15 protein-coding genes, 25 tRNA genes and 1 pseudogene are annotated in these 18,300 nt (G+C 44.5%); 5 read left to right on the forward strand and 36 right to left on the reverse strand.

The genetic code is table 11. The annotated features are described in order from the left end of the window. Positions 1-141: 141 nt before the first annotated feature. The 28 genes from QUB14_RS07225 to QUB14_RS07360 form a co-directional block, all read right to left on the reverse strand. The gene (locus QUB14_RS07225; protein ID WP_333215962.1) at positions 142-714 is read right to left on the reverse strand and encodes a dihydrofolate reductase family protein; all 573 of its coding nucleotides are present in this window, start codon (positions 712-714) and stop codon (positions 142-144) included. 494 nt (positions 715-1,208) lie between these two features. After that, a complete protein-coding gene (locus QUB14_RS07230; RefSeq protein ID WP_333215964.1) occupies positions 1,209-1,661 on the reverse strand; it encodes an HNH endonuclease in 453 nt (150 codons plus the stop codon). 186 nt (positions 1,662-1,847) lie between these two features. Then, positions 1,848-1,922 (reverse strand) — tRNA-His (locus tag QUB14_RS07235). Between the two features lie 4 nt (positions 1,923-1,926). Beyond that, positions 1,927-1,999, reverse strand: a tRNA-Ala gene (locus QUB14_RS07240). 5 nt (positions 2,000-2,004) lie between these two features. Further along, positions 2,005-2,081 (reverse strand) — tRNA-Ala (locus QUB14_RS07245). A gap of 5 nt (positions 2,082-2,086) precedes the next feature. Further along, positions 2,087-2,163: transfer RNA gene (locus QUB14_RS07250), tRNA-Ala, on the reverse strand. A 7-nt stretch (positions 2,164-2,170) separates the two neighbouring features. After that, a tRNA-Arg gene (locus QUB14_RS07255) sits at positions 2,171-2,244 on the reverse strand. Between the two features lie 333 nt (positions 2,245-2,577). Beyond that, positions 2,578-2,650, reverse strand: a tRNA-Arg gene (locus tag QUB14_RS07260). Between the two features lie 82 nt (positions 2,651-2,732). Beyond that, a tRNA-Gly gene (locus tag QUB14_RS07265) sits at positions 2,733-2,804 on the reverse strand. Between the two features lie 180 nt (positions 2,805-2,984). Beyond that, positions 2,985-3,055 (reverse strand) — tRNA-Gly (locus QUB14_RS07270). 5 nt (positions 3,056-3,060) lie between these two features. After that, positions 3,061-3,137: transfer RNA gene (locus tag QUB14_RS07275), tRNA-Thr, on the reverse strand. A 173-nt stretch (positions 3,138-3,310) separates the two neighbouring features. Further along, positions 3,311-3,384: transfer RNA gene (locus QUB14_RS07280), tRNA-Leu, on the reverse strand. A gap of 51 nt (positions 3,385-3,435) precedes the next feature. Further along, positions 3,436-3,511 (reverse strand) — tRNA-Leu (locus tag QUB14_RS07285). Between the two features lie 4 nt (positions 3,512-3,515). Continuing rightward, a tRNA-Pro gene (locus QUB14_RS07290) sits at positions 3,516-3,588 on the reverse strand. A gap of 4 nt (positions 3,589-3,592) precedes the next feature. Next, positions 3,593-3,673, reverse strand: a tRNA-Leu gene (locus QUB14_RS07295). A gap of 130 nt (positions 3,674-3,803) precedes the next feature. Then, a tRNA-Gln gene (locus QUB14_RS07300) sits at positions 3,804-3,877 on the reverse strand. A 35-nt stretch (positions 3,878-3,912) separates the two neighbouring features. Beyond that, entirely contained in the window at positions 3,913-4,599 is a 687-nt protein-coding gene (locus QUB14_RS07305; protein WP_333215966.1) for a hypothetical protein, read from the reverse strand. A gap of 80 nt (positions 4,600-4,679) precedes the next feature. Then, positions 4,680-4,754, reverse strand: a tRNA-Asn gene (locus QUB14_RS07310). 6 nt (positions 4,755-4,760) lie between these two features. Beyond that, a tRNA-Phe gene (locus QUB14_RS07315) sits at positions 4,761-4,833 on the reverse strand. A 4-nt stretch (positions 4,834-4,837) separates the two neighbouring features. Next, positions 4,838-4,924 (reverse strand) — tRNA-Ser (locus tag QUB14_RS07320). A gap of 8 nt (positions 4,925-4,932) precedes the next feature. After that, a tRNA-Tyr gene (locus QUB14_RS07325) sits at positions 4,933-5,006 on the reverse strand. Positions 5,007-5,040: 34 nt separating this feature from the next. After that, positions 5,041-5,122 (reverse strand) — tRNA-Tyr (locus tag QUB14_RS07330). 8 nt (positions 5,123-5,130) lie between these two features. Then, a tRNA-Glu gene (locus QUB14_RS07335) sits at positions 5,131-5,207 on the reverse strand. Between the two features lie 6 nt (positions 5,208-5,213). Then, positions 5,214-5,288, reverse strand: a tRNA-Trp gene (locus tag QUB14_RS07340). Between the two features lie 3 nt (positions 5,289-5,291). After that, positions 5,292-5,366, reverse strand: a tRNA-Met gene (locus QUB14_RS07345). A gap of 102 nt (positions 5,367-5,468) precedes the next feature. Further along, positions 5,469-5,542, reverse strand: a tRNA-Cys gene (locus tag QUB14_RS07350). After that, a tRNA-Glu gene (locus tag QUB14_RS07355) sits at positions 5,543-5,617 on the reverse strand. It abuts the tRNA gene before it with no gap. Between the two features lie 4 nt (positions 5,618-5,621). Then, positions 5,622-5,695 (reverse strand) — tRNA-Asp (locus tag QUB14_RS07360). A gap of 341 nt (positions 5,696-6,036) precedes the next feature. Between QUB14_RS07360 and QUB14_RS07365 the strand changes: the two genes are divergently transcribed. Next, positions 6,037-6,336, forward strand: coding sequence for a glutathione S-transferase family protein (locus QUB14_RS07365; protein ID WP_333215968.1), 300 nt, complete (start codon positions 6,037-6,039; stop codon positions 6,334-6,336). Between the two features lie 122 nt (positions 6,337-6,458). Continuing rightward, positions 6,459-7,283 (forward strand): biotin--[acetyl-CoA-carboxylase] ligase, encoded by an 825-nt coding sequence (locus tag QUB14_RS07370; protein WP_333215970.1) that lies wholly within the window; start codon positions 6,459-6,461, stop codon positions 7,281-7,283. A 282-nt stretch (positions 7,284-7,565) separates the two neighbouring features. Here the strand turns inward: QUB14_RS07370 and QUB14_RS07375 are convergent, their stop codons facing one another. Both QUB14_RS07375 and pdxA read right to left on the reverse strand, forming a co-directional pair. Next, complete coding sequence (locus QUB14_RS07375) at positions 7,566-11,177, reverse strand: OmpA family protein (RefSeq protein ID WP_333215972.1); 3,612 nt, start codon at positions 11,175-11,177, stop codon at positions 7,566-7,568. Positions 11,178-11,297: 120 nt separating this feature from the next. Further along, entirely contained in the window at positions 11,298-12,395 is a 1,098-nt protein-coding gene (gene pdxA, locus QUB14_RS07380; RefSeq protein WP_333215974.1) for a 4-hydroxythreonine-4-phosphate dehydrogenase PdxA, read from the reverse strand. Positions 12,396-12,465: 70 nt separating this feature from the next. Here pdxA and petM point away from each other — a divergent pair, with 70 nt between their 5' ends. The 3 genes from petM (at position 12,466) to QUB14_RS07395 (ending at position 14,664) form a co-directional block, all read left to right on the forward strand. Next, on the forward strand, positions 12,466-12,570 hold the full coding sequence (petM, locus tag QUB14_RS07385) for a cytochrome b6-f complex subunit PetM (protein WP_071587849.1): 105 nt from the start codon (positions 12,466-12,468) through the stop codon (positions 12,568-12,570). 197 nt (positions 12,571-12,767) lie between these two features. Next, on the forward strand, positions 12,768-13,745 hold the full coding sequence (locus tag QUB14_RS07390; protein ID WP_333215976.1) for an NmrA family NAD(P)-binding protein: 978 nt from the start codon (positions 12,768-12,770) through the stop codon (positions 13,743-13,745). 1 nt (position 13,746) lies between these two features. Beyond that, entirely contained in the window at positions 13,747-14,664 is a 918-nt protein-coding gene (locus QUB14_RS07395) for an NAD(+) kinase (RefSeq protein ID WP_333067431.1), read from the forward strand. Positions 14,665-15,394: 730 nt separating this feature from the next. Here QUB14_RS07395 and QUB14_RS28715 read toward each other — a convergent pair. From QUB14_RS28715 to QUB14_RS07415, 6 genes and pseudogenes are all read right to left on the reverse strand, one after another. Continuing rightward, positions 15,395-15,550 (reverse strand): hypothetical protein, encoded by a 156-nt coding sequence (locus tag QUB14_RS28715; RefSeq protein WP_445251819.1) that lies wholly within the window; start codon positions 15,548-15,550, stop codon positions 15,395-15,397. Then, the gene (locus QUB14_RS07400) at positions 15,532-15,780 is read right to left on the reverse strand and encodes a PIN domain-containing protein (protein WP_333215978.1); all 249 of its coding nucleotides are present in this window, start codon (positions 15,778-15,780) and stop codon (positions 15,532-15,534) included. The genes QUB14_RS28715 and QUB14_RS07400 overlap by 19 nt, the downstream gene beginning before the upstream one ends. Continuing rightward, entirely contained in the window at positions 15,777-16,016 is a 240-nt protein-coding gene (locus tag QUB14_RS07405) for a DUF2281 domain-containing protein (RefSeq protein WP_333215980.1), read from the reverse strand. The genes QUB14_RS07400 and QUB14_RS07405 overlap by 4 nt, the downstream gene beginning before the upstream one ends. Before the next feature lie 213 nt (positions 16,017-16,229). Continuing rightward, positions 16,230-16,520, reverse strand: a pseudogene (locus QUB14_RS28720) (hypothetical protein); the annotation flags it as partial. A 124-nt stretch (positions 16,521-16,644) separates the two neighbouring features. After that, positions 16,645-16,866 carry a hypothetical protein gene (locus QUB14_RS07410; RefSeq protein ID WP_333215982.1) on the reverse strand — a complete coding sequence of 74 codons (222 nt, stop codon included), beginning with the start codon at positions 16,864-16,866 and terminating at the stop codon, positions 16,645-16,647. Positions 16,867-17,124: 258 nt separating this feature from the next. Then, positions 17,125-18,201, reverse strand: a complete 1,077-nt coding sequence (locus QUB14_RS07415; RefSeq protein WP_333215984.1) for an ATP-binding protein — start codon at positions 18,199-18,201, stop codon at positions 17,125-17,127. Positions 18,202-18,300 lie beyond the last annotated feature (99 nt).

Raw genomic sequence — 18,300 nt, forward strand, 5'->3', positions numbered from 1 at the left:
TACAATTATGAGTTAGCTCTAGGGGGCTAAATTTAAAACTTCTGATTATAACATATATCTTTTTTGCAAGAGGTCTATTGTGTAGTAAACACTTCAGTCCTTTTTTGCCCCCAGCAATTGCAACGCCTAAAGTCCCGATTGCTAATGGTTTACTCGATAATGAAGCAACATGAAACCGTTGCTATAGATTTTGCGATCGGCAAGTTCCAAATTTGTCGGATCGATTGCATCGGAAAAAAGAGGAATTCCCGCTCCGATAACTACCGGATTCAACTTCACAATCATCTCGTCAATCTCCGAAAAAAGAGTTGCTGCTAAAGCGCCGCCACCGCAGAGCCAGATGTCTTTACCCGTTTCTTTTTTCAATTCCTGAACCAATGCGACAGGATTGTCCGAAACAAGTTGAATATTCTCATCGGGACTGGCTTCCATAGTGCGCGAAAAAACATACTGCTTCAAGGTGGGATAAGGATTAGTTACACCAACATTTAGCCCTCCCTCATAGGTTTTCCGTCCCATCAAAACCGCATCAAACTGCTTGTTCTCTGCACGAATGCCTCGTGCTTGCTGAAAGTGAGCCGGAAAAGTTTCAGGAAAGGAATCGAACAAATCAGCGAAATGCTCCCCTGACATAGGAAAACAATCAAATGAGCCATCTTCGCGAGCAATAAACCCGTCAACGGTGCAAGCAACGTAATATTTTAGTTTTCTCATATTTAACCTTTCTTTTGATAAACGGAAAAGACTACAAATGGAGAGGACGGGACTCGAACCCGCATCGATCGGCAGCAACTTTCAGGAAACGCGCTTCCTTACTGCCCGCAAGCAGATGAGAACTGCCCCCATCTCGGACTGTTAATTCCTTTCAGTGCCTCCGCAACCCGCTGCCAGTTTGCGTTTTCAGGGAACGTCGCGAAGCAACTTTTTACCCTACTCAACAAACCCGATCGTCCTTTTGGGAGCCGCTTTTCCAAAGTTTTTACGGTGCCATTCCAATTAGGCGACCTCCCCGCAATTTTTCTCAGTCTATAAGAGCAAATCTTGTGAAAAGAAATTAACCATCATCCTCCATTATTTATATATAAAATTATCAGAAATCCACCGAGGAGGTACTGCCCCTCCTATCGCCGCGTTATCAGCACCGCATCTCGCTTTTCGACTTCTGGTGAAAATTTGGCTTTAGTTATAAAGCTAGCGCTGCTTTTGAGCTACAGGTCGTTAATTTCATTAAGCTGTGCAAATTGTCCAAACAGTTCTATTGCAACTTCGTTGTACTTTAACGCTGCTTGTTTTGGAGTATCAAATCTTCCCAAATGCTTGACTTTACCATTTATAGAAATACGTGCAACCCATTTATCATAGTTTCGAGAAACTCCTTTGTATCCACATAAATTTTTAGGTCTATCAGCATTGGCAGCATTTTGACCAATAGTAGCTAATCTTAAGTTACACCTCCGGTTATCCAACTTATTTCTATTGATATGGTCGCAAACCATCCCGTCACTCACAACAATCCCCATTCGTTCAATAATAAGTTGGTGCATTCTCACGGTTTTACGAATTTTGTTAATTTGCTTAGCTGCCCTGGGATATCCCTTGGATAGATTCCAACTATTATAACTAAGTATGAAATCATAATCTTCATCATCAACTATAGCCACCAAGTTTGTATTAGTCAGGTTAATTTGTTTCCTAACAATTATGTATGATTGGCGATACCTATATAATTAGCATATCACTTTTCGACTTCGGGTGGAAAAAGGAAGATGAAGGAATCGAACTTTTACAGTTACCTGTACCCTGGTTTTCTAGACCAGTTGCCAACCGTTTAGCGGCATCTTCCAAGGGGTGTCCGACGGGGCTTGAACCCGCTAATAACTAGCTTCACAGGCTAGCGTCTCGACCGCTTCGACTTCAGACACCTTATGGAATCAAGGAGAATTGAACTCCTAACCGCTTGCGTGCAAGGCAAGCGCTCTACCAATTGAGCTATGACCCCGTTTTTGGTGGATCGTGGTCGGACTCGAACCGACATTTTCCTAGCAGCGAACTAGGTGCTTTTCCAATTAAGCTACAGACCCAAATTTGGTGGATTGCGATCGGATTTGAACCGATATCTTTCTAACAGCCAGTTAGATGCTTTACCAATTAAGCTACGAACCCCAGACAGCAGGAGCGGTAGGACTCGAACCCACAACATTCGAGGTAGAAGCTCGACACTCTATCCAGTTGAGTTACGCTCCCATGTTTTTTGTTAATGCGCGATTCCCTACGGGATAGCTGCGCTTCACGCACTTTGACGTGCAAGTTATCAGAGCATTGCGTTTTCTCAGTTACTAGAGGGACTCCGCCGATGAGTTATTACACACTCTTTAAAGGATGGCTACCTTCAAGCCAACCTGCCGGGTTCATCGCACTCCCCGTTCTCAAACGCCCGCTGATTTTGACAGCGTTACCTTTCCTCTCGTACTAAAGTATGTAGGCTCCAAAGATTGGGACACGCAAAGGGCGATCGCTCTTAATATAAAAAATTATCCATTCAATGGAATCAACCTCCTTAAATTAAAGCAAAAACAACGAGAGTGGCAGGACTTGAACCCACAACATCCGCGTCCGAAGCGCGGCGCTCTATCCATTGAGCTACACTCCCATAAATTAGTAGTCCTGACAGGAGATTACCCCGCGTCTGCTTGTAAGGCAAACGCTCTACCATCGAAGCTCAGGACTACAAAAGCGGATGATGGGACTCGAACCCATGCGCTGAGAATGGCATACTCAGATGCTAGCCGCTACATGACATCCGCAAACCGATTTAAAATTTGAGATTTTGGATTTAACTGAGATGTTGCACCCTTATCAATAAGCCTTTTGAACGGGTTCTAGGGCCCGTTCCACAAGAAAATCTACTCTTTGTGGAACAGGCATCTTGCCTGTTCTTGAGAATGGTGCAAAATGTGAGATTTAACAAACTTCTTGTTTCGCCAAGCGGATAACGAGGCTCGAACTCGTGCCTAGAGTTTGGAAGACTCGAATGCTACCGTTACACCATATCCGCAATTGTGGGGCTGGTGATAGGAATTGAACCTACAACCGACTGATTACAAATCAGTTGCTCTGCCTAATTGAGCTACACCAGCACGCCAAGCAGATGGTGAGATTTGAACTCGCAAAAAGGCTGTATGAAACCCTCATGTTGTTAATTAGATCACACCTGCATTTTTGGTGGCGGGGGCAGGAGTTGAACCTGCTATTAAGAGGCTTATGAGACCTCCAAGCCTACCCAGGCTACTTCACCCGCGATGTCACCAAATACCCCTGACTGGCATCGAACCAGCACTAACTAGATCCTAAATCTAGCGCCTCTACCGATTGGGCTACAGGGGCAAAACCGATTTGAGATTTGAGATTTGAGATTTGAGATTGAATAAAACCTCATACCCCTGACAGGCCTCGAACCTGCAAAAAACACTCGTTTTGAGCGAGTGATGTTTTCCAATTACATCACAGGGGTAAAGTCGGGATGGTTGGATTTGAACCAACGACTCCATGCTCCCAAAGCATGGCTTCTGGCCACTGAATTACATCCCGTTCATGCTCCTAGTGAGACTCGAACTCACACTCAAAATAAAACAGATTTTAAGTCTGCCGCGTCTGCCAATTCCGCCACAGGAGCAAGTAGAAACTTAGTTAAAAATTTGGTACTCGGGAGTGAGATTTGAACTCACACAACACAATTTTTGAAATTGCGGCCTCTGCCAATTGGGCTACAGGAGTGTAATTGATCTGCTTTGGTAATAGCAGAACTGGGAAGGCAGGGATCGAACCTGCATTTTGCCGCTTTCAAAGAGCGGTGCCATACCGATTAGGCGACTTCCCAATAACATTTACTCAACTTACTAAATATTTAGATATTTAATATTTTTTATTTCTGTTCCAATATCCTCTTGGCGGTTTCTGAATGCCATAAGTCTTACACCATTTTTCTATGGCCTTACCACTGACACCAAACTCTTTTGCTAAGCAAGTGGTTGGTTTTTCCCAGAGCATTTTTTCTAGCTCCTCTTTAGAGGGACGCTCAACTTTTCTGGCTTTCATATGAGGAACTCTTTTGTTCGGCTGAGCTATGTAATTATTTGCTTCCGGCTCTCGGCGTTTACTGCCATAATTTTCAGTTTGTCTGTGACAGTTAGGGCAAATAAATCTCAGATTCTCTTGCCTATTATCTTGCCAATCCCCATTGATGTGATCGATGTCTAAAACTAACTTCTCTCCTAACCATTCACTTTGCACCAAACATTTATTGTTTTCACATTTATACTCTCTCCCAATCTCCATTAATGCTCTTCTAAGTTGGAATGTTGGTGTTCTTTGATTGCGCGAACTTAGAACCAAAATTTCTTGGCAAGGCTTTTTGGGATTAAGCCCTTTCAAACTTTGCTCGGATTGTTTAAAGTGAGAGGTATCAATACCCAACTCTTTAATCCGCTTAGTTATGTGACCATGACTTCCACCACCTGCTATACCAAGTTGCCTTAAAACCCCACTGATAGAAAATGAATGTTTAACAGCTTCTTCCAAGATTTCTTTGGTGTATTTCATAAAAAGTGTAGAACTCAAGTAATTATTATTATAAATGAGCTCTGCACCATGCTTTACCAACTTTTTAACGTTGTGTAAAATGGCTGCCCCAGTAGGACTCGAACCTACAACCTAGCGGTTAACAACCGCTTGCTCTACCATTGAGCTATAAGGCAACGCAATCCCCCAAGTCAGTATCGAACTGACGACCTCTTGTTCTTCAGACAAGCGCTCTACCAACTGAGCTATCGGGGGAAAACGGAGAAGGAGGGATTTGAACCCTCGACGGCTGTTAAACCGCTCTTTCTTAGCAGGAAAGCGCCTTAAGCCACTCGGCCACCTCTCCACAGCGAGCGAGAACGGAGGGATTTGAACCCTCAATCTTCAGTTTTATTAACTGAGATGTTATCCGGCTACACCACGTTCTCAAAATTGCAACTGCATATTAAATGCAGTTACAAATGGGTCGGGCTGGAATTGAACCAGCAACGCTTTAAGCTACTGTTTTACAGACAGCTACCCACGCCAATAGGAGGGCCGACCCAGAAATTTTGGAAGTGCTGACGGGAGTTGAACCCGCAATCACTTGGGTGAAAACCAAGCGGCTTAAACCATTTGCCTACAGCACTATAAATTGGCACAGGAACTGAGATTTGAACTCAGAATGCTGGTTTTGGAGACCAGAGTGTTGCCAGTTACACCATCCCTGCTTGTGGTGGCAGCGGCCGGAATTGAACCCGCATTGACCAAGGTATGAACTTGGCGCTTTACCATTAAGCTACGCTGCAATGTCACTTTCGCTTCGTTCCTTCTCAAAGTTAAAAAACTCAATTAAAAGACTGTTAGTTTAATCTTTTAATTTCTATTTTTTAATTTCTGATTGGGAACAGAGGTTAGGGCGGGATTTGAACCCGCGAAAATCGGTTTTGCAGACCGACGCCTTCAACCACTCGGCCACCTAACCTGGGAGTCCCGACGAGGTTTGCACTCGCAATCTTCTCCTTGAGGGGGAGACGGCTTGACTTTTGCCTACGGGGCTTTGACGGGAGTAACGAGACTTGAACTCGCAACCTTTCGCTCGACAGGCGACTGCTCTGACCGGTTGAGCTATACCCCCGCGAAAATGAACAATATTCTGTCCTTGAATTACTCAAGTTGGGACGGGGTGGCGATTGATTCCGCGTACTACAACCCGATCGGGCTTTTGTTGCCGGAGTCTACACCGCCAATGTCCACAATTATGTGACATGATTAACTTCCTATTCAGTTGTCAAGGTTCATATTGCTCGTGGGGCAAAGCTTTGAAGCTCTTTCCCTTCGCCATACATTTATACTACATTGCGTATTACAAGACTGTCAAGGGGGTAATACAACTTTTTTTTAAAGTTGCTGCCAAGCGGGAAAACAGAGGCGCTGATTTTTGCTAAACCCCTTATAAATCAAACATTTGGCTGCTAAATGGGTAGTGTCGCGTTAGTTGAATCCGATGCTGAAGTCGTACTACAATCGAATTTCTCTAAATTCTCGCCGTCGCGCGAGGTGGCACTTCTGGAAAAGCAGATTGCGTTTGAGCCGATCGCACTTAATCTCGACGGCGACCAATTTAAGCCAGATTTTCTGGCAATTAACCCGTTCCACCGCATACCAGTTTTAGTGGATGAAGACTTGACTGTGGTGGAGTCGCTGGCAATTCTTGATGATCGCGAGGCGAAATGCCGCACGCCTGCACTGTCAATCCCCGCTGAGACATATCTATAGAAGACTTCGATCGCAACCGCAAGAATTAACACTGACGAAAATGCCGATAGCCCAAACTCGCACAAAAGATTAATCGCCCTGCGATAATCAGCTTTTAGATATCCAATACTACAAATCAAACCTTGTCTGAATTGCCCTTAATTCCCGTGCCCGCATTGCCAGAACCTGATCGCGCAAACCTCCCTCACTGGCTACACTCGTTAGATACCTGTCCGAGTACCAACAGTTGGGCTCACGCCCGCGCGGCCCAACTCCACCACGGAGATGTAGTATTTACTAAGCGACAAACCAGCGGGCGCGGTCAACACGGGCGCACTTGGCACGCCCCAACTGGTGTCTTGACTGTTAGTTTTGTACTCGACAACCTCAACCCCAATCTGTTGCCCGGGCTCAGTTTAGCAGCGGGTTTAGCCGTGATTTACGCGATCGAAGATTTGGTTCCCGACTGTCGCGATAGGCTGCGCCTGAAATGGCCAAACGATGTCTGGATCGATCGCCACAAATTAGCGGGAATTCTCTGCGAAGCTACTTCCGGCAATGTTTTTGGCAAAACTCGTGCCGTTGTGGGAATTGGACTCAACCGCTGCGTAGATTTCGCGGCTGCGGGATTGGATGAAAGGGATCTCGGCAATGCGGTAAGCTTGCATTCTATTGCTAGTACAGTACCAGATGAACTGTGTTTGGTCGATCGACTGCGGCACTATTTACTCGAACTAGCCGATATGTTTTCCACCACAGACAAGCCAGCCTCCAAGTCCGGTTTAGCGCTACTTTTACCCGAATTGCGCCGCCGCGATGCGTTGATTGGCTGCCCGGTGGCGATCGAACTTGCGTCGGAGACTATCTGCGGAGAAGCCGCCGGCATTGACGGATGCGGCCGCTTGTTAGTATGCTTGGCGGGCGATCGAATACAAGCCTTTACCTCTGGGCGAGTTCGATTAATTTAAGAGGAAGAAGGAAGAAGGAAGAAGGAAGAAGGAAGAAGGAAGAAGGAAGAAGGAAGAAGGAAGAAGGAAGAAGGAAGAAAGGAAATGCAGTCCGAGCAATATTTTCAGCGATAAAAAATGTTCTAACCTTCTTGCCAGTTACTATAAATTAAGAGAAAAAAGTCATTAGTCATTAGGGAAAATTCCCAATTAACAATGCCCGATGCCCGATGCCCGATTCCCTATCCCCAATTCCCAATTCCCGATGCCCGATGCCCAATTCCCAATTCCCAATTCCCAATTTTAATTTACCACCTCAAATACTACCAATCTGCTCAACCACAGCGGTTGAGTTGCCTCCACACCTTCAGGACGACCCTTAGTAGAAGCAACTTGTATTCTGTTGCCATTTATCCCTTGTCTAACCAAAATACCTTTCACATTTGTCGCCCTTTCCAGTGCCAACTTTTGATTTTCTACCGGAGTGCTTTTAAAATCGCTGTAGCCAACTATCCTTAAATTCTTCGTGCTATTTTTCTCCATATATTCCTTGACTTTACTAAGCTTTTGTGCTACATCTTTCGCCTCCAAACTTGCCGAACCTGCACCGAAATACACGCGAACTGGCATTATTATCTTTGGCGGCGGTGGAGTTCCTATTATCACTGTATTTGTTACGGACTTCACCCCCGGAATTTTCTCAAAAGCTTGAGTTATTTTCTGAGCATCTGGCACTTTGCTTACGCTGCCTGCAACGGCGACTTTTCCCTCTGCATAGCGAGCTGAGATATTAATGCTTTCTACTTTATTCAAAAGAGCTGCCGTCCGCTTGACATCGGCTTCGACTAAAACCGGATCTGGAGGTACTTCAACGGCTATAATTTTATTTTCAATTCTTGATTGTGGAGCCACTTGCTGAGCGATTTTTTCCGCTTTCAATCGCAGATTTTGATTCGGCACTCGTCCCGAAATCTGCAATAATTTATCTTTAACATCTGCCGCGATACGATAAACCGATAACTCGGGAGCAGATTGTAATGCTAAATTCGTATCTGCTTCTAAGCTCGCTTCAACTGCGCTGCGGTATTGATGAATTCCCCAAGGTACCCCAATTAAACCTAACGCTGCCAAACCGATAATTGGTAAAATGGGAAGTTTAGAAGATTTAACTTTTACCTCTGTATCGATTAATTTTTGCAATTTCGAGTTTACTTCTGGTGGTACAGTTGCTGGATCGCCGTTAAATGACCGAATTTGATCTCCGTATTCTTGAACAATATTGTTGAATATCGCTCGCATTTTGTACTTAAACCACTGGCGGGTTTCTCCTTGCATCACTACTGCCAGATAACACGAACCCGCTACTTCCAATACGATCGTAAATGGGCCGTATTCTATAGCATCAATCTCTGCAATATTTCCCGACTGAGATATGCAATCGTTGACAAAAGCCCGAATAGCAGTCAGCATCCCCGCTACCATGTCTGATTCTAGCTGTTCGCGTTCAGACTTCTGCACTGCTGAAATTACTAATCCCGATTCTGTTTGAATTAAAAATACAGCTTTAACACTCAGTGGTGTTGTTTCTTTCATCAGCAATTCTGCTTCAGAAATGCCCTGCAATTTGGATTTAATTTTGCGACTAATTCTCTCTGGACTTAAAGATGATTCGAGTTTTTCATTAATCTCCCGCATCATCTCGGCGATGTATTTTAAAATCGTGCTGCCGATGATCGGATAAAGTGCATCCGACATTGCTTCTCGCTTGAGATGAATTTGCTGTTTGATAGCGGCGGCCATTTCCGGCGCGAGCGCCATTGCAATTTCATCGGGCGATTCACTGATTCTGTGGCTGATTCCTACAGGAAGAGCAGGCGATATGGCTACTCCCATCGATTGCCTGTTTTCTCGGGTTTTGGTATTAATTACTTCATCAATTATCGGAGCTATGGTTTCGGCAAATGATTTTCTCGACTCATTAATCGTTTGGATCATCATTTCGGGAAACATGATTTTAATTCTGGCGAGTAATTCTTCCCGATTGCCTCCCCATTCCGCATCAGTAATTTTGCGATCGAGTTCGCCTACTTTATCGTTGAGTCTGTAATTATAACTTACAACTTCATCTAACAATGGTAAAATAGATTCGATGACCGACTTTTGCAGTTGGGCGTGATGGCTAACCATCAGCTCGTCAATCAAAGGTTTCAGTAAATCGGTAAACAAGTCTGTCGATTCATAAATCCGGTGTTCGATCGCCACAATCTGTTGTTCGATCTTCCCGAGTCTTTGATCGATCCTTTTATTCTGAATGATGGCATCGACAGCGGGGCCGATCGCAGATTCTATCTCTAGCTTTGCTTCCCCGATGTTTCGGGACAGCATCTCTACAATCACTGGCATTATTCTTGCCATCAAGCCTTCTATCTCGGCTAAAACTTGCTGCTGAACTTCGACAATCTTACTTTCATTATTTAATATTTGTGCTGCAATACCGCTGTTTTGAAGAGCTGTGTTGACACCAGGTGCGATCGCCTCTCTCACCTCTAACTTTGTCTCTTCGATTTTCCGGTTCAGCGACTCAATCATTAACGGCATTAACCTTGCCATTATATCTTCCGGCTGAGATTTTTGCTGTCGCTGAAGATTATTTAGTCTACTTTCTACGTCGCTCAATTTTCCTTGAACTTCTCTTTGAAGAATTGCTGATTCTATCAAAGGTTCAATCGTCGCTGCTACTTGTAATTTTGATTCATCGATTTTCTGATTCAGCAAATCAGCTATTGCGGGCATTAGCATCGCCAGTATCTCTTCTGGCTTCTGAATAGGCGACTGTTGTGTAGCCAGTCGGCGTTCGATGATGCTCAATACTTTTTCTTCTATTTCTACCCAAGCTATTCTTACCTGTACTGAGGGGGTAACAGCTTCTACAATCTCTGATTTTAATTCACTAATTTTGCGGTTTAGCAATTCGCTAACTACTGGTACTAGCTGCTTGATTATATCTTCAGGTTGCTGCTGGTAACGCTGCTGAATATTCGCAACTCTATCTTCAATTCTTACTACCTGTTCTTCAAGTCCGTTTTGATTGTGAATTACTTGATTGACTTTTGGTGCGATCGCCGAAGCTACCTCTAACTTAGACTCCTCTACCTTACGCTTGAGCAGCTCGCCCACCACCAACATCAGCCGTTGCATTAACTGTTCTGAATTCGGCAGTTGCTGCTGGTTGAAGCTAGCAATTTTATTTTCCAAATCCGCTATTTTTGTCTGCAATTCGAGCCTATTAATTTGATCGCTGCTAGCGAGTTCGACCGCCTTTTTTAATTCCGACTTCAACCCCTCTAATTCATCTCTCATTAACTCGGGAATTAACGGCTTCAGTAAAGTCATCAACTCTTGGGGTTCAGACATCAACTTCTCACAATTTTCTAACCTTTGTTCCACGCTCAAAACATTACTGTAAAATTCCGGTAAATCCCTTTCAAACAGCAGTTGCTGCAACCGCTTAAACTCCTCCACTGCTTGTTCTAATTCTTCCTCCGACGGCGGATTTTTTTTTGCTCCCTTCGCGGCTATAGATAAATCGGCTTCCTGATTACTTTTTTCTCGTCTTTGAGATGGGATCTCTTCATCGTTAGTTAATACTTCCGGTACAATACTCGGTGATTCTATCAGGAAAGACAATTGTTTGCGCCGATTTTCCTCATCCTCTAATCGCTGCACAGATTTTTCCGCAAGCGGTAATTTTAGCTCGCTTGGCTCTTTTTTGGATTTCTTCAATAACTGAAATTCAGTCAGTATGGTTAGCAATTCCTGAAGTTGCTCTCCAGCTTTAGAACTTGCCTGAGTTGCATCAGAAACCTCTTTTTCTGACTGATACATTTTGCCTGAATTATCATTAGATGCTGCCATACTGCCCTACCCAAACGTAATTTTTATCGACCGAAGTAAATTACCAGCTTGCTTGCCGCCTCACCCCAGCGACAATCAATAGGAATGACACAATTTCTCCAAGCGTCAGGCGTACTAAAGCTATCGCCCTATTTTAACTGCTGTTCTGCGACTAGCCAACTGGGCCGCCAACTGCAATGCTGCCTTCATGCTGGAGGCATCTGCAATCCCCTGACCTACAATATCAAAAGCTGTGCCGTGATCCGGAGAGGTGCGGACAAAAGGCAAGCCAATTGTAGTGTTGACTGCTTTATCGAAAGCCATCAATTTTACTGGAATCAACCCCTGGTCGTGGTACATTGCCAAGTAACCGTCGTGAGCTTCCTTGGCTAAACCGTACCAAACTTTAGCCGGTTTTACCCACAGGGTATCGGGAGGGACTGGCCCGTCTAACTGCACTTGAGGAAAGCGATCGCGCTGCGTTTCCAACCAAGGTATCATCCAGTCTTGCTCTTCATTTCCCAGTTTGCCATTTTCGCCGCTGTGAGGATTTAAGCCAGAAATCGCAATTTTCGGTCTTTCCAGCCCAAAATCTTCCCGCAAACAGTCTATCAGCAATTCTAGTTTTTCACTCAGTAATTCGGGACTCAACGCATCGGGGACTTGACGCAGGGAAATATGTGTGGTAGCCAGTAAAGTTACGAGCGTCCAGCCACTGTGGGGAGATGTGGCGGCAAACAGCATTCCGAACCGCTGCGATTTTGCTCTTTCTGCGAGGAGTTCTGTTTGTCCGGGATAATTGTAACCGGCCGCCTGCCAGCAAGTTTTGGAAATCGGGCCTGTCACGATGGCGGAGAATTCGCCGGCAATGGTACGGGCGATCGCGCTTTCCATGTAAGCAAAGCTAGCCGCCCCGCTAGCTGCACTACCGACACCGGGGACAATTTCGCCCCACTTGCTGTCTGGTTCGATATTAATAATGTTTAATTTTTCGGGATTTGCCGCTTCTGCTGCTGGATTGCTCGATCGCAACTTATCGTAAGTTTCCTGCAAAACTCTCCTAGAGCCTATAACCGTTGCCCTCAAACCAGCAGCGGGATCTGCCAATGCCTTGAGAATCACTTCCGGGCCAATTCCCGCCGGATCTCCCAGAGTTACAGCTAGTTGTGATTCCCGATCGAGACTCAAGGCAGTTTTCTCCAACAAAATACAGCAATTTCGGCACTGAAATTTTAGCATTCATGTACCTGGTTGCCCCAAATTATATTATCTTTATTTCATGCGATCGCCCAATTGGACATATAAAATCATGAATCCTGAAATTTTCACTGCAGCCTTTTTGTCCTTTTCCCTAATTTTCGTGGGTATAGGTGGAGGCTTCCTCCTGCTCAAATTGCAAGGCCGCGAAGAATAAGTTTTTTTCAACCAATCCTTCAGAAGCCTTCTACCTTCTGCCTTCTCGAGTCTACTTTCTGCCGAAAGCCAGCATTCTGCCGAATATCTCAAGCCTAAAATGAGAAAATTTCAGGTTTTTGTTAAGTTTTTATAACAAACTTAACAAAAACCTGATACCATCTTATTGAAAGTTTAAGATTCATAATTAATCCCTAGATGACTTTATTGATTTTAGGTGCCACCGGCACTCTCGGCCGCCAAATAGCCCGCCGCGCCCTAGACGAGGGCTACCAGGTGCGCTGTTTAGTCAGAAGTTACAGAAAAGCTGCATTTTTGAAAGAATGGGGCGCTGAACTCGTACCGGGGAACCTTTGCCAGCCAGACAGTCTGCCTCCGGCCCTAGAAGGAGTCAGTGCTATTATCGATGCAGCAACAGCGAGTGCAGCCGATTCTGTCAGCATCAAAAGAGTAGACTGGGACGGAAAAGTATCGCTGATCCAAGCAGCAGCAGCAGCAGGCATCAAGCGTTACATATTCTTTTCCTTTCTCGATGCGGAGAAATATCCCCAAGTCCCCTTGTTGGAAATCAAGCGCTGTACCGAATTGTTCTTAGCAGAATCCGGTCTAGACTACACAATCTTGAGACCTTGCGGCTTTTTGCAAGGACTGGTGAGCCTGTATGCAATGCCGATTTTGGACAATCAGGCAGTCTGGCTGCCCAACAAGCCATCCGCCCTTGCCTACATGAACACTCAGGACGTTGCTAAATTTGCCGTCCGGGCCCTTTCAGTTCCTGAAACCGAGAAAAAAAGCTTTCCGGTGGTGGGGAATCGCGCTTGGGATGCTGACGAAATCGTGCGGTTGTGCGAACGGCTGTCAGGGAAGCAAGCCAAAATTACGCGCACCCCAGACGCCTTGTTGAAGGCTACTCGTCAATTTGCTAAGTTCTTTCAGTGGAGTTGGAACGTAGCTGACAGATTGGCTTTTTCAGAAGTTTTGGCAGCCGGAAAACCCTTGAAAGCTCCGATGGATGACGTTTACAGTGTCTTCGGAATCGACCCTAAAGAAACTACTACTTTGGAGTCTTATCTCGAAGAATACTTTAATCTGATTATGAAGAAGCTCAAGGAAATAGAGTACGAGCAGCTTAAAACTAAAAAACGGAGTAAACAAAAAATGCCCTTTACATTTTAAAGTGCCGAAAGCAGGAATTATATACAACGATGTTAAACCTGTGGCTTGTCGCATCGCCGCAGAGTTGGAAGACAAGCTGACTGCCCGCGGCTGGGAGGTTTGCTCGGTTTCTGGTTCCGGAGGAATTCTGGGCTATTCTAGCCCCGATCGCCCGATGTGCCACAATCCGATCGAACAACTCGTCCCCCCCGGTTTTGACAGCGACATGGAGTTTGCAGTGGTTTTGGGCGGCGACGGTACGGTGCTGTCGGCATTTCGCCAAGTCGCTCCGATTGGAGTGCCGCTGCTGACTGTCAATACCGGTCACATGGGCTTTTTAACAGAAACTTACCTGAACTTGCTGCCGCAAGCTTTGGAAAAGGTAATCGCCGGAGAATACGAAATAGAAGAAAGATCGATGCTGGCGGTGCGGCTGTTTCGAGAAAACGACTGCCTCTGGGAAGCCCTTTGTCTCAATGAAATGGTGCTGCACCGGGAACCGCTGACTTGTATGTGTCATTTTGAAGTGGCGATCGGTCAGCACGCCTCTATTGACATTGCCGCAGATGGAGTCATCATCGCGACTCCCACAGGATCGACAGCTTACGCCCTTTCTGCGGGTGGCCCTGTCATCATTCCCGGAGTGCCGGTGTTGCAGTTGCTGCCTATTTGCCCGCATTCAATGGCTTCGCGGGCTTTGGTGTTTTCCAACACCGAGCCGATCAAGATTTTGCCGGCGAGTCCGAACCGCCTGGTAATGGTGGTAGACGGGAACGGCGGATGTTATGTTCTGCCTGAAGATTGGGTGCAAGTCGAGCGAGCTCCGTACCCAGCCCGGTTTATTCGGGTGCAATCTTTTGAGTTTTTCCACATTTTGCGGGAAAAATTAGGCTGGGGCTTGCCTCACATTGCTAAACCGAGTTCCGTTGAGTTGCCATGATAGTTGTTGTTGACACTCCCCGACTATCAGGGTACGGGGATTGTTGGCTCAACCAGTTGGCTTGCTCGTAGATGTCATATCAAGTCCTAGCTGTAGGAGACGGCAATTCCCGTTCCCGTTTTTCACCGATTGAAGGGATTTTGATTTTTTTATCTGTTGATAAATCGTAGAATAAAGCAGCAATTAGTGTTGGTAATGTAGGGCGACATTTAAATTGTATATTCAGGGCGGGCGGGACGCCCACCCCACAAGACTTTAATTTTTTTGACATACAATTTAAAGGCCCAACAGCTTAATGTAGGGCGACATTTATCCATCGGAATCCTTAATTCTCGATCGAGCTTCCGAATCATCTCCAAGGTCAGACAGCGTTTGCGAGATAACGCTCCAAATCAGTGGCGGTAGCTATCTCAGGACTCAGCACAGCGACTCTCGTCCGTCCGCTGCATTGGGGTTGTTATATTTCGCCTTCATTGCCTCAATGCTGATGCCCTTTCCTTCTCGGCAACTTGCAAATAACCTGACAGGTCGTTTTTGACTTCATCAATCGGGACTTGCTTAATTCCTCTCTCCTACCGAGCTCGGCTAACCACCTCATTGCCTCCGATTTCTCTCGAAATGGAGTTTATTTCTATTCCCTATTCCCTAATTTACACAAACATTTTTTGCAGCAAGCCTTTTTTGAATTGTTCGGTGCGCTGAATCTGTTACCCCACTGCTTCGGTTTGGGTCATGGGGACAGGGAAGATTCATATATTTTTAAGCCTTGGATAAAGCGAAAATCTTTGAGGTTTAGGGTATAAAGGCTAATGTTATGGGTTAGGGCGGTGGCGGCAATCATGGCATCGGGAATTGTGAGTTTATGGCTTAGGGAATATTGCGCCATGAGTTGAATGAATTGCTCTGAGATGGGTCGATCGATGGGATATTTTGAAGTAAGTCGAGGTGTTTTTGGATGCGGTTTAGTTCGTTTTTGTTGAGTGCGCCATAGTATAGTTCTGCTCTGGTGATAATGCTAATGGTTAAGTTCGGGATGCCGATTTGTCGTAGTTCTTGAATGATGGCGGTATTGTTTTTATAGAATTCGATGAGAATATTGGTGTCACACAAAATCATTGATTTTCTTTGCCCCATGCCTCTTTGCGAATGTCGTCTAGAGTGATATTTTTTTCTTCCCAGATTCCCGCTAGCTCAAAAAAGGATTGTTCTTGATTGGAGTCATCTTTTTTTGGTTCTATCGTTTTAGTTTGGCTGGCTTGAAATTCTAGAAATTCGATAAATTCAATAACTTTATTGCGTTGTTCGGGGGAAAAATGTTGGATTTTTTGGATTGCCATTTCTAGGGTTAACATGGGTTTCTCCTTGGTTGTTTTTGGTACTATTTTAACGATTTACACAAACATCTTTTTTTTGGAGCTACTAGCTTGTTGCATGGTTGTGCGATCGAAGCGTGTCTATTTATTCTACCAAGTTTCTGTAGGTCAAGCTCTCGATCGAGATTCCGAACCATCTCCAAAGTCAGGTTGCGTTTACGAGATAACGGTATAGTTGGAGTGTCTTCATTTCTATTCACTCTGCTTAGGACGGATTTCAAATTCTGAACGTGCCCGGAAGAAACAGACATCAAACTCGAAGAAGAAATTAGCTTGCCCCAAAATCAAAGGTACATTGGTTGCTTGTGTCCAGGCAAATGCCAGGTTAAGCGTTGGGAATGAACTAACTCGAGCATTAACAACGACTGCGCGGGCTTCAAATCGAGCCAAATTCCCAGCCAATACGACTGAGAGTGTCTCATTTTCCCAGACTAAGCCCAGTTGTAGCCCTAACTCGTAGGGCAAAACATTAACGCTTGCGCCTGTATCTAATAAGCCCTAAGCGTTCAAGGATTGACCGTTGAGGCTGAGTGTCAATGGCAGATACGGCATTCGATCGACCATGCCAAGACTGCTGTCAATGATTTTGTAGGGAAATCTCTAAGCGTCAACACTTCTGTTCTTGTTGTTTTGTCGTCAGAAGATTCATTAAAACATTGGCAGCCTCAGAGCAATTGTAAGGCGACCAGACCGGATACTCTCGATCGGCAACAAAAAAGTTTGTTGCATCTTCTTCTTTGACCAGTTCTGTTGCAAGAAACTGCATCAGCCGAAGCTTGTCAATTTTTGAAAGTTCCTGGATCTGTGACATTAGTTCAGCCAATGGCATTTGAGCATCTCCTCGTTTGAGGTTTGGCGAAAAGATTGGATCTACTAGCTTGTTGCATGGTGCGCGATCGAAGCGTGTCTATTTATTCTACCAACTTTCTGTAGGTCAAGCTCTCGATCAAGCTTCCGAATCATCTCCAAGGTCAGGCAGCGTTTGCGAGATAACGTTGCCCATCACCTGCCGCCAACAACCTTTCTATCATAACAAATTACCTTTCGACAGTCGGTGTGCATGGGCGTTGTTAGGCATCAAGGTCACCTAGACATTCTCATAGCTTATTGTCACTGAGAATGATGTTGCATCTTGCGTAAAAATTGCTGGAGAAAGATTTTGATGCTTTAGCATTTTTTTTACCCATAACAACCCACTACCAACTAACTCAACAAGCCCTTTTTGTCGAAGCTGCAATGCTAATTCTTCATTCCTTATTACAACGTATCCTCCAGAAATTTGATTGTTACTAAGACTTAGAGGAGGCAATAACCTTCCAGGATTTTTTACCTGAATCGAAGTTGGCATAACCTTAATAACTACATCATTAGCTCGATCGTATGCGCGATGTACTATCGCATTTACTAATAATTCGCGAAGCAGCATGATAGAGATGCGCTCTTGGTGAATCAGAGGTGAGAAATTAGGAATAATAAACTCTTCTAATATAGAAATTGCTGAGGATATTAATTCCTCTATTGTATCTTCAAGTCGATATTTCTTCCTAACGACTTGACCGCTAATGTCCAATACTTCTACTACTACTGCACATTTACTTTCAATGGTAGTGATAGATGAAATGATTTCGTCTGAGGGAACAATTTTTTTTTCAATCTCAGATATTAATTCTTGAAAACGACTGTTTAGATAATTGCAAGGATCAGCAGGAATTTTCCATTTTTGATTAAATAATATATCTTTGCAAGGTAGAGCAATGCGTATGTCAGCATCCAAAGACAAGTTATTATATGGACGATGCTTTGCGTTCCAAGATTCTTGTGAATGATAGACTTCTTGTATTTTTTGGCTGCCGTTTATAAACCATATTTCATTTGTTTCAGGACGGTAAATGGCAAGACATAAGTATGGTTGACGTTCTAAATATTTTTTCTTTAATCCCTGAATAAAATTATGTTTTCTATTTGTTTTTTCTGGAAATTGAACCGATTTAACTTGTATAGGAATTGCAATATTATGTTCTCCAATTTTTACTCTGAAGTTTACATCAATCTCGTCATCAATTTGTACAGGTTTATCAATATTGAATTCGCATCGCGACAAAACTGCTATGACATTCATTTCGCCAGCAGTACCAGATCGGGTATTTCTTAATTTATTGGGCATTTATATAGTTTCCCTCACATGGCATCTGTAGTTTCGGTAGTTCATAGTTGGAATTTTTGAGAATCTCCTAGTTTGAGGTTTGGTGAAAAGATTGGATTT

Source organism: Microcoleus sp. B3-D2, from assembly GCF_036705345.1.
Taxonomy (GTDB): Bacteria; Cyanobacteriota; Cyanobacteriia; order Cyanobacteriales; family Microcoleaceae; genus Microcoleus.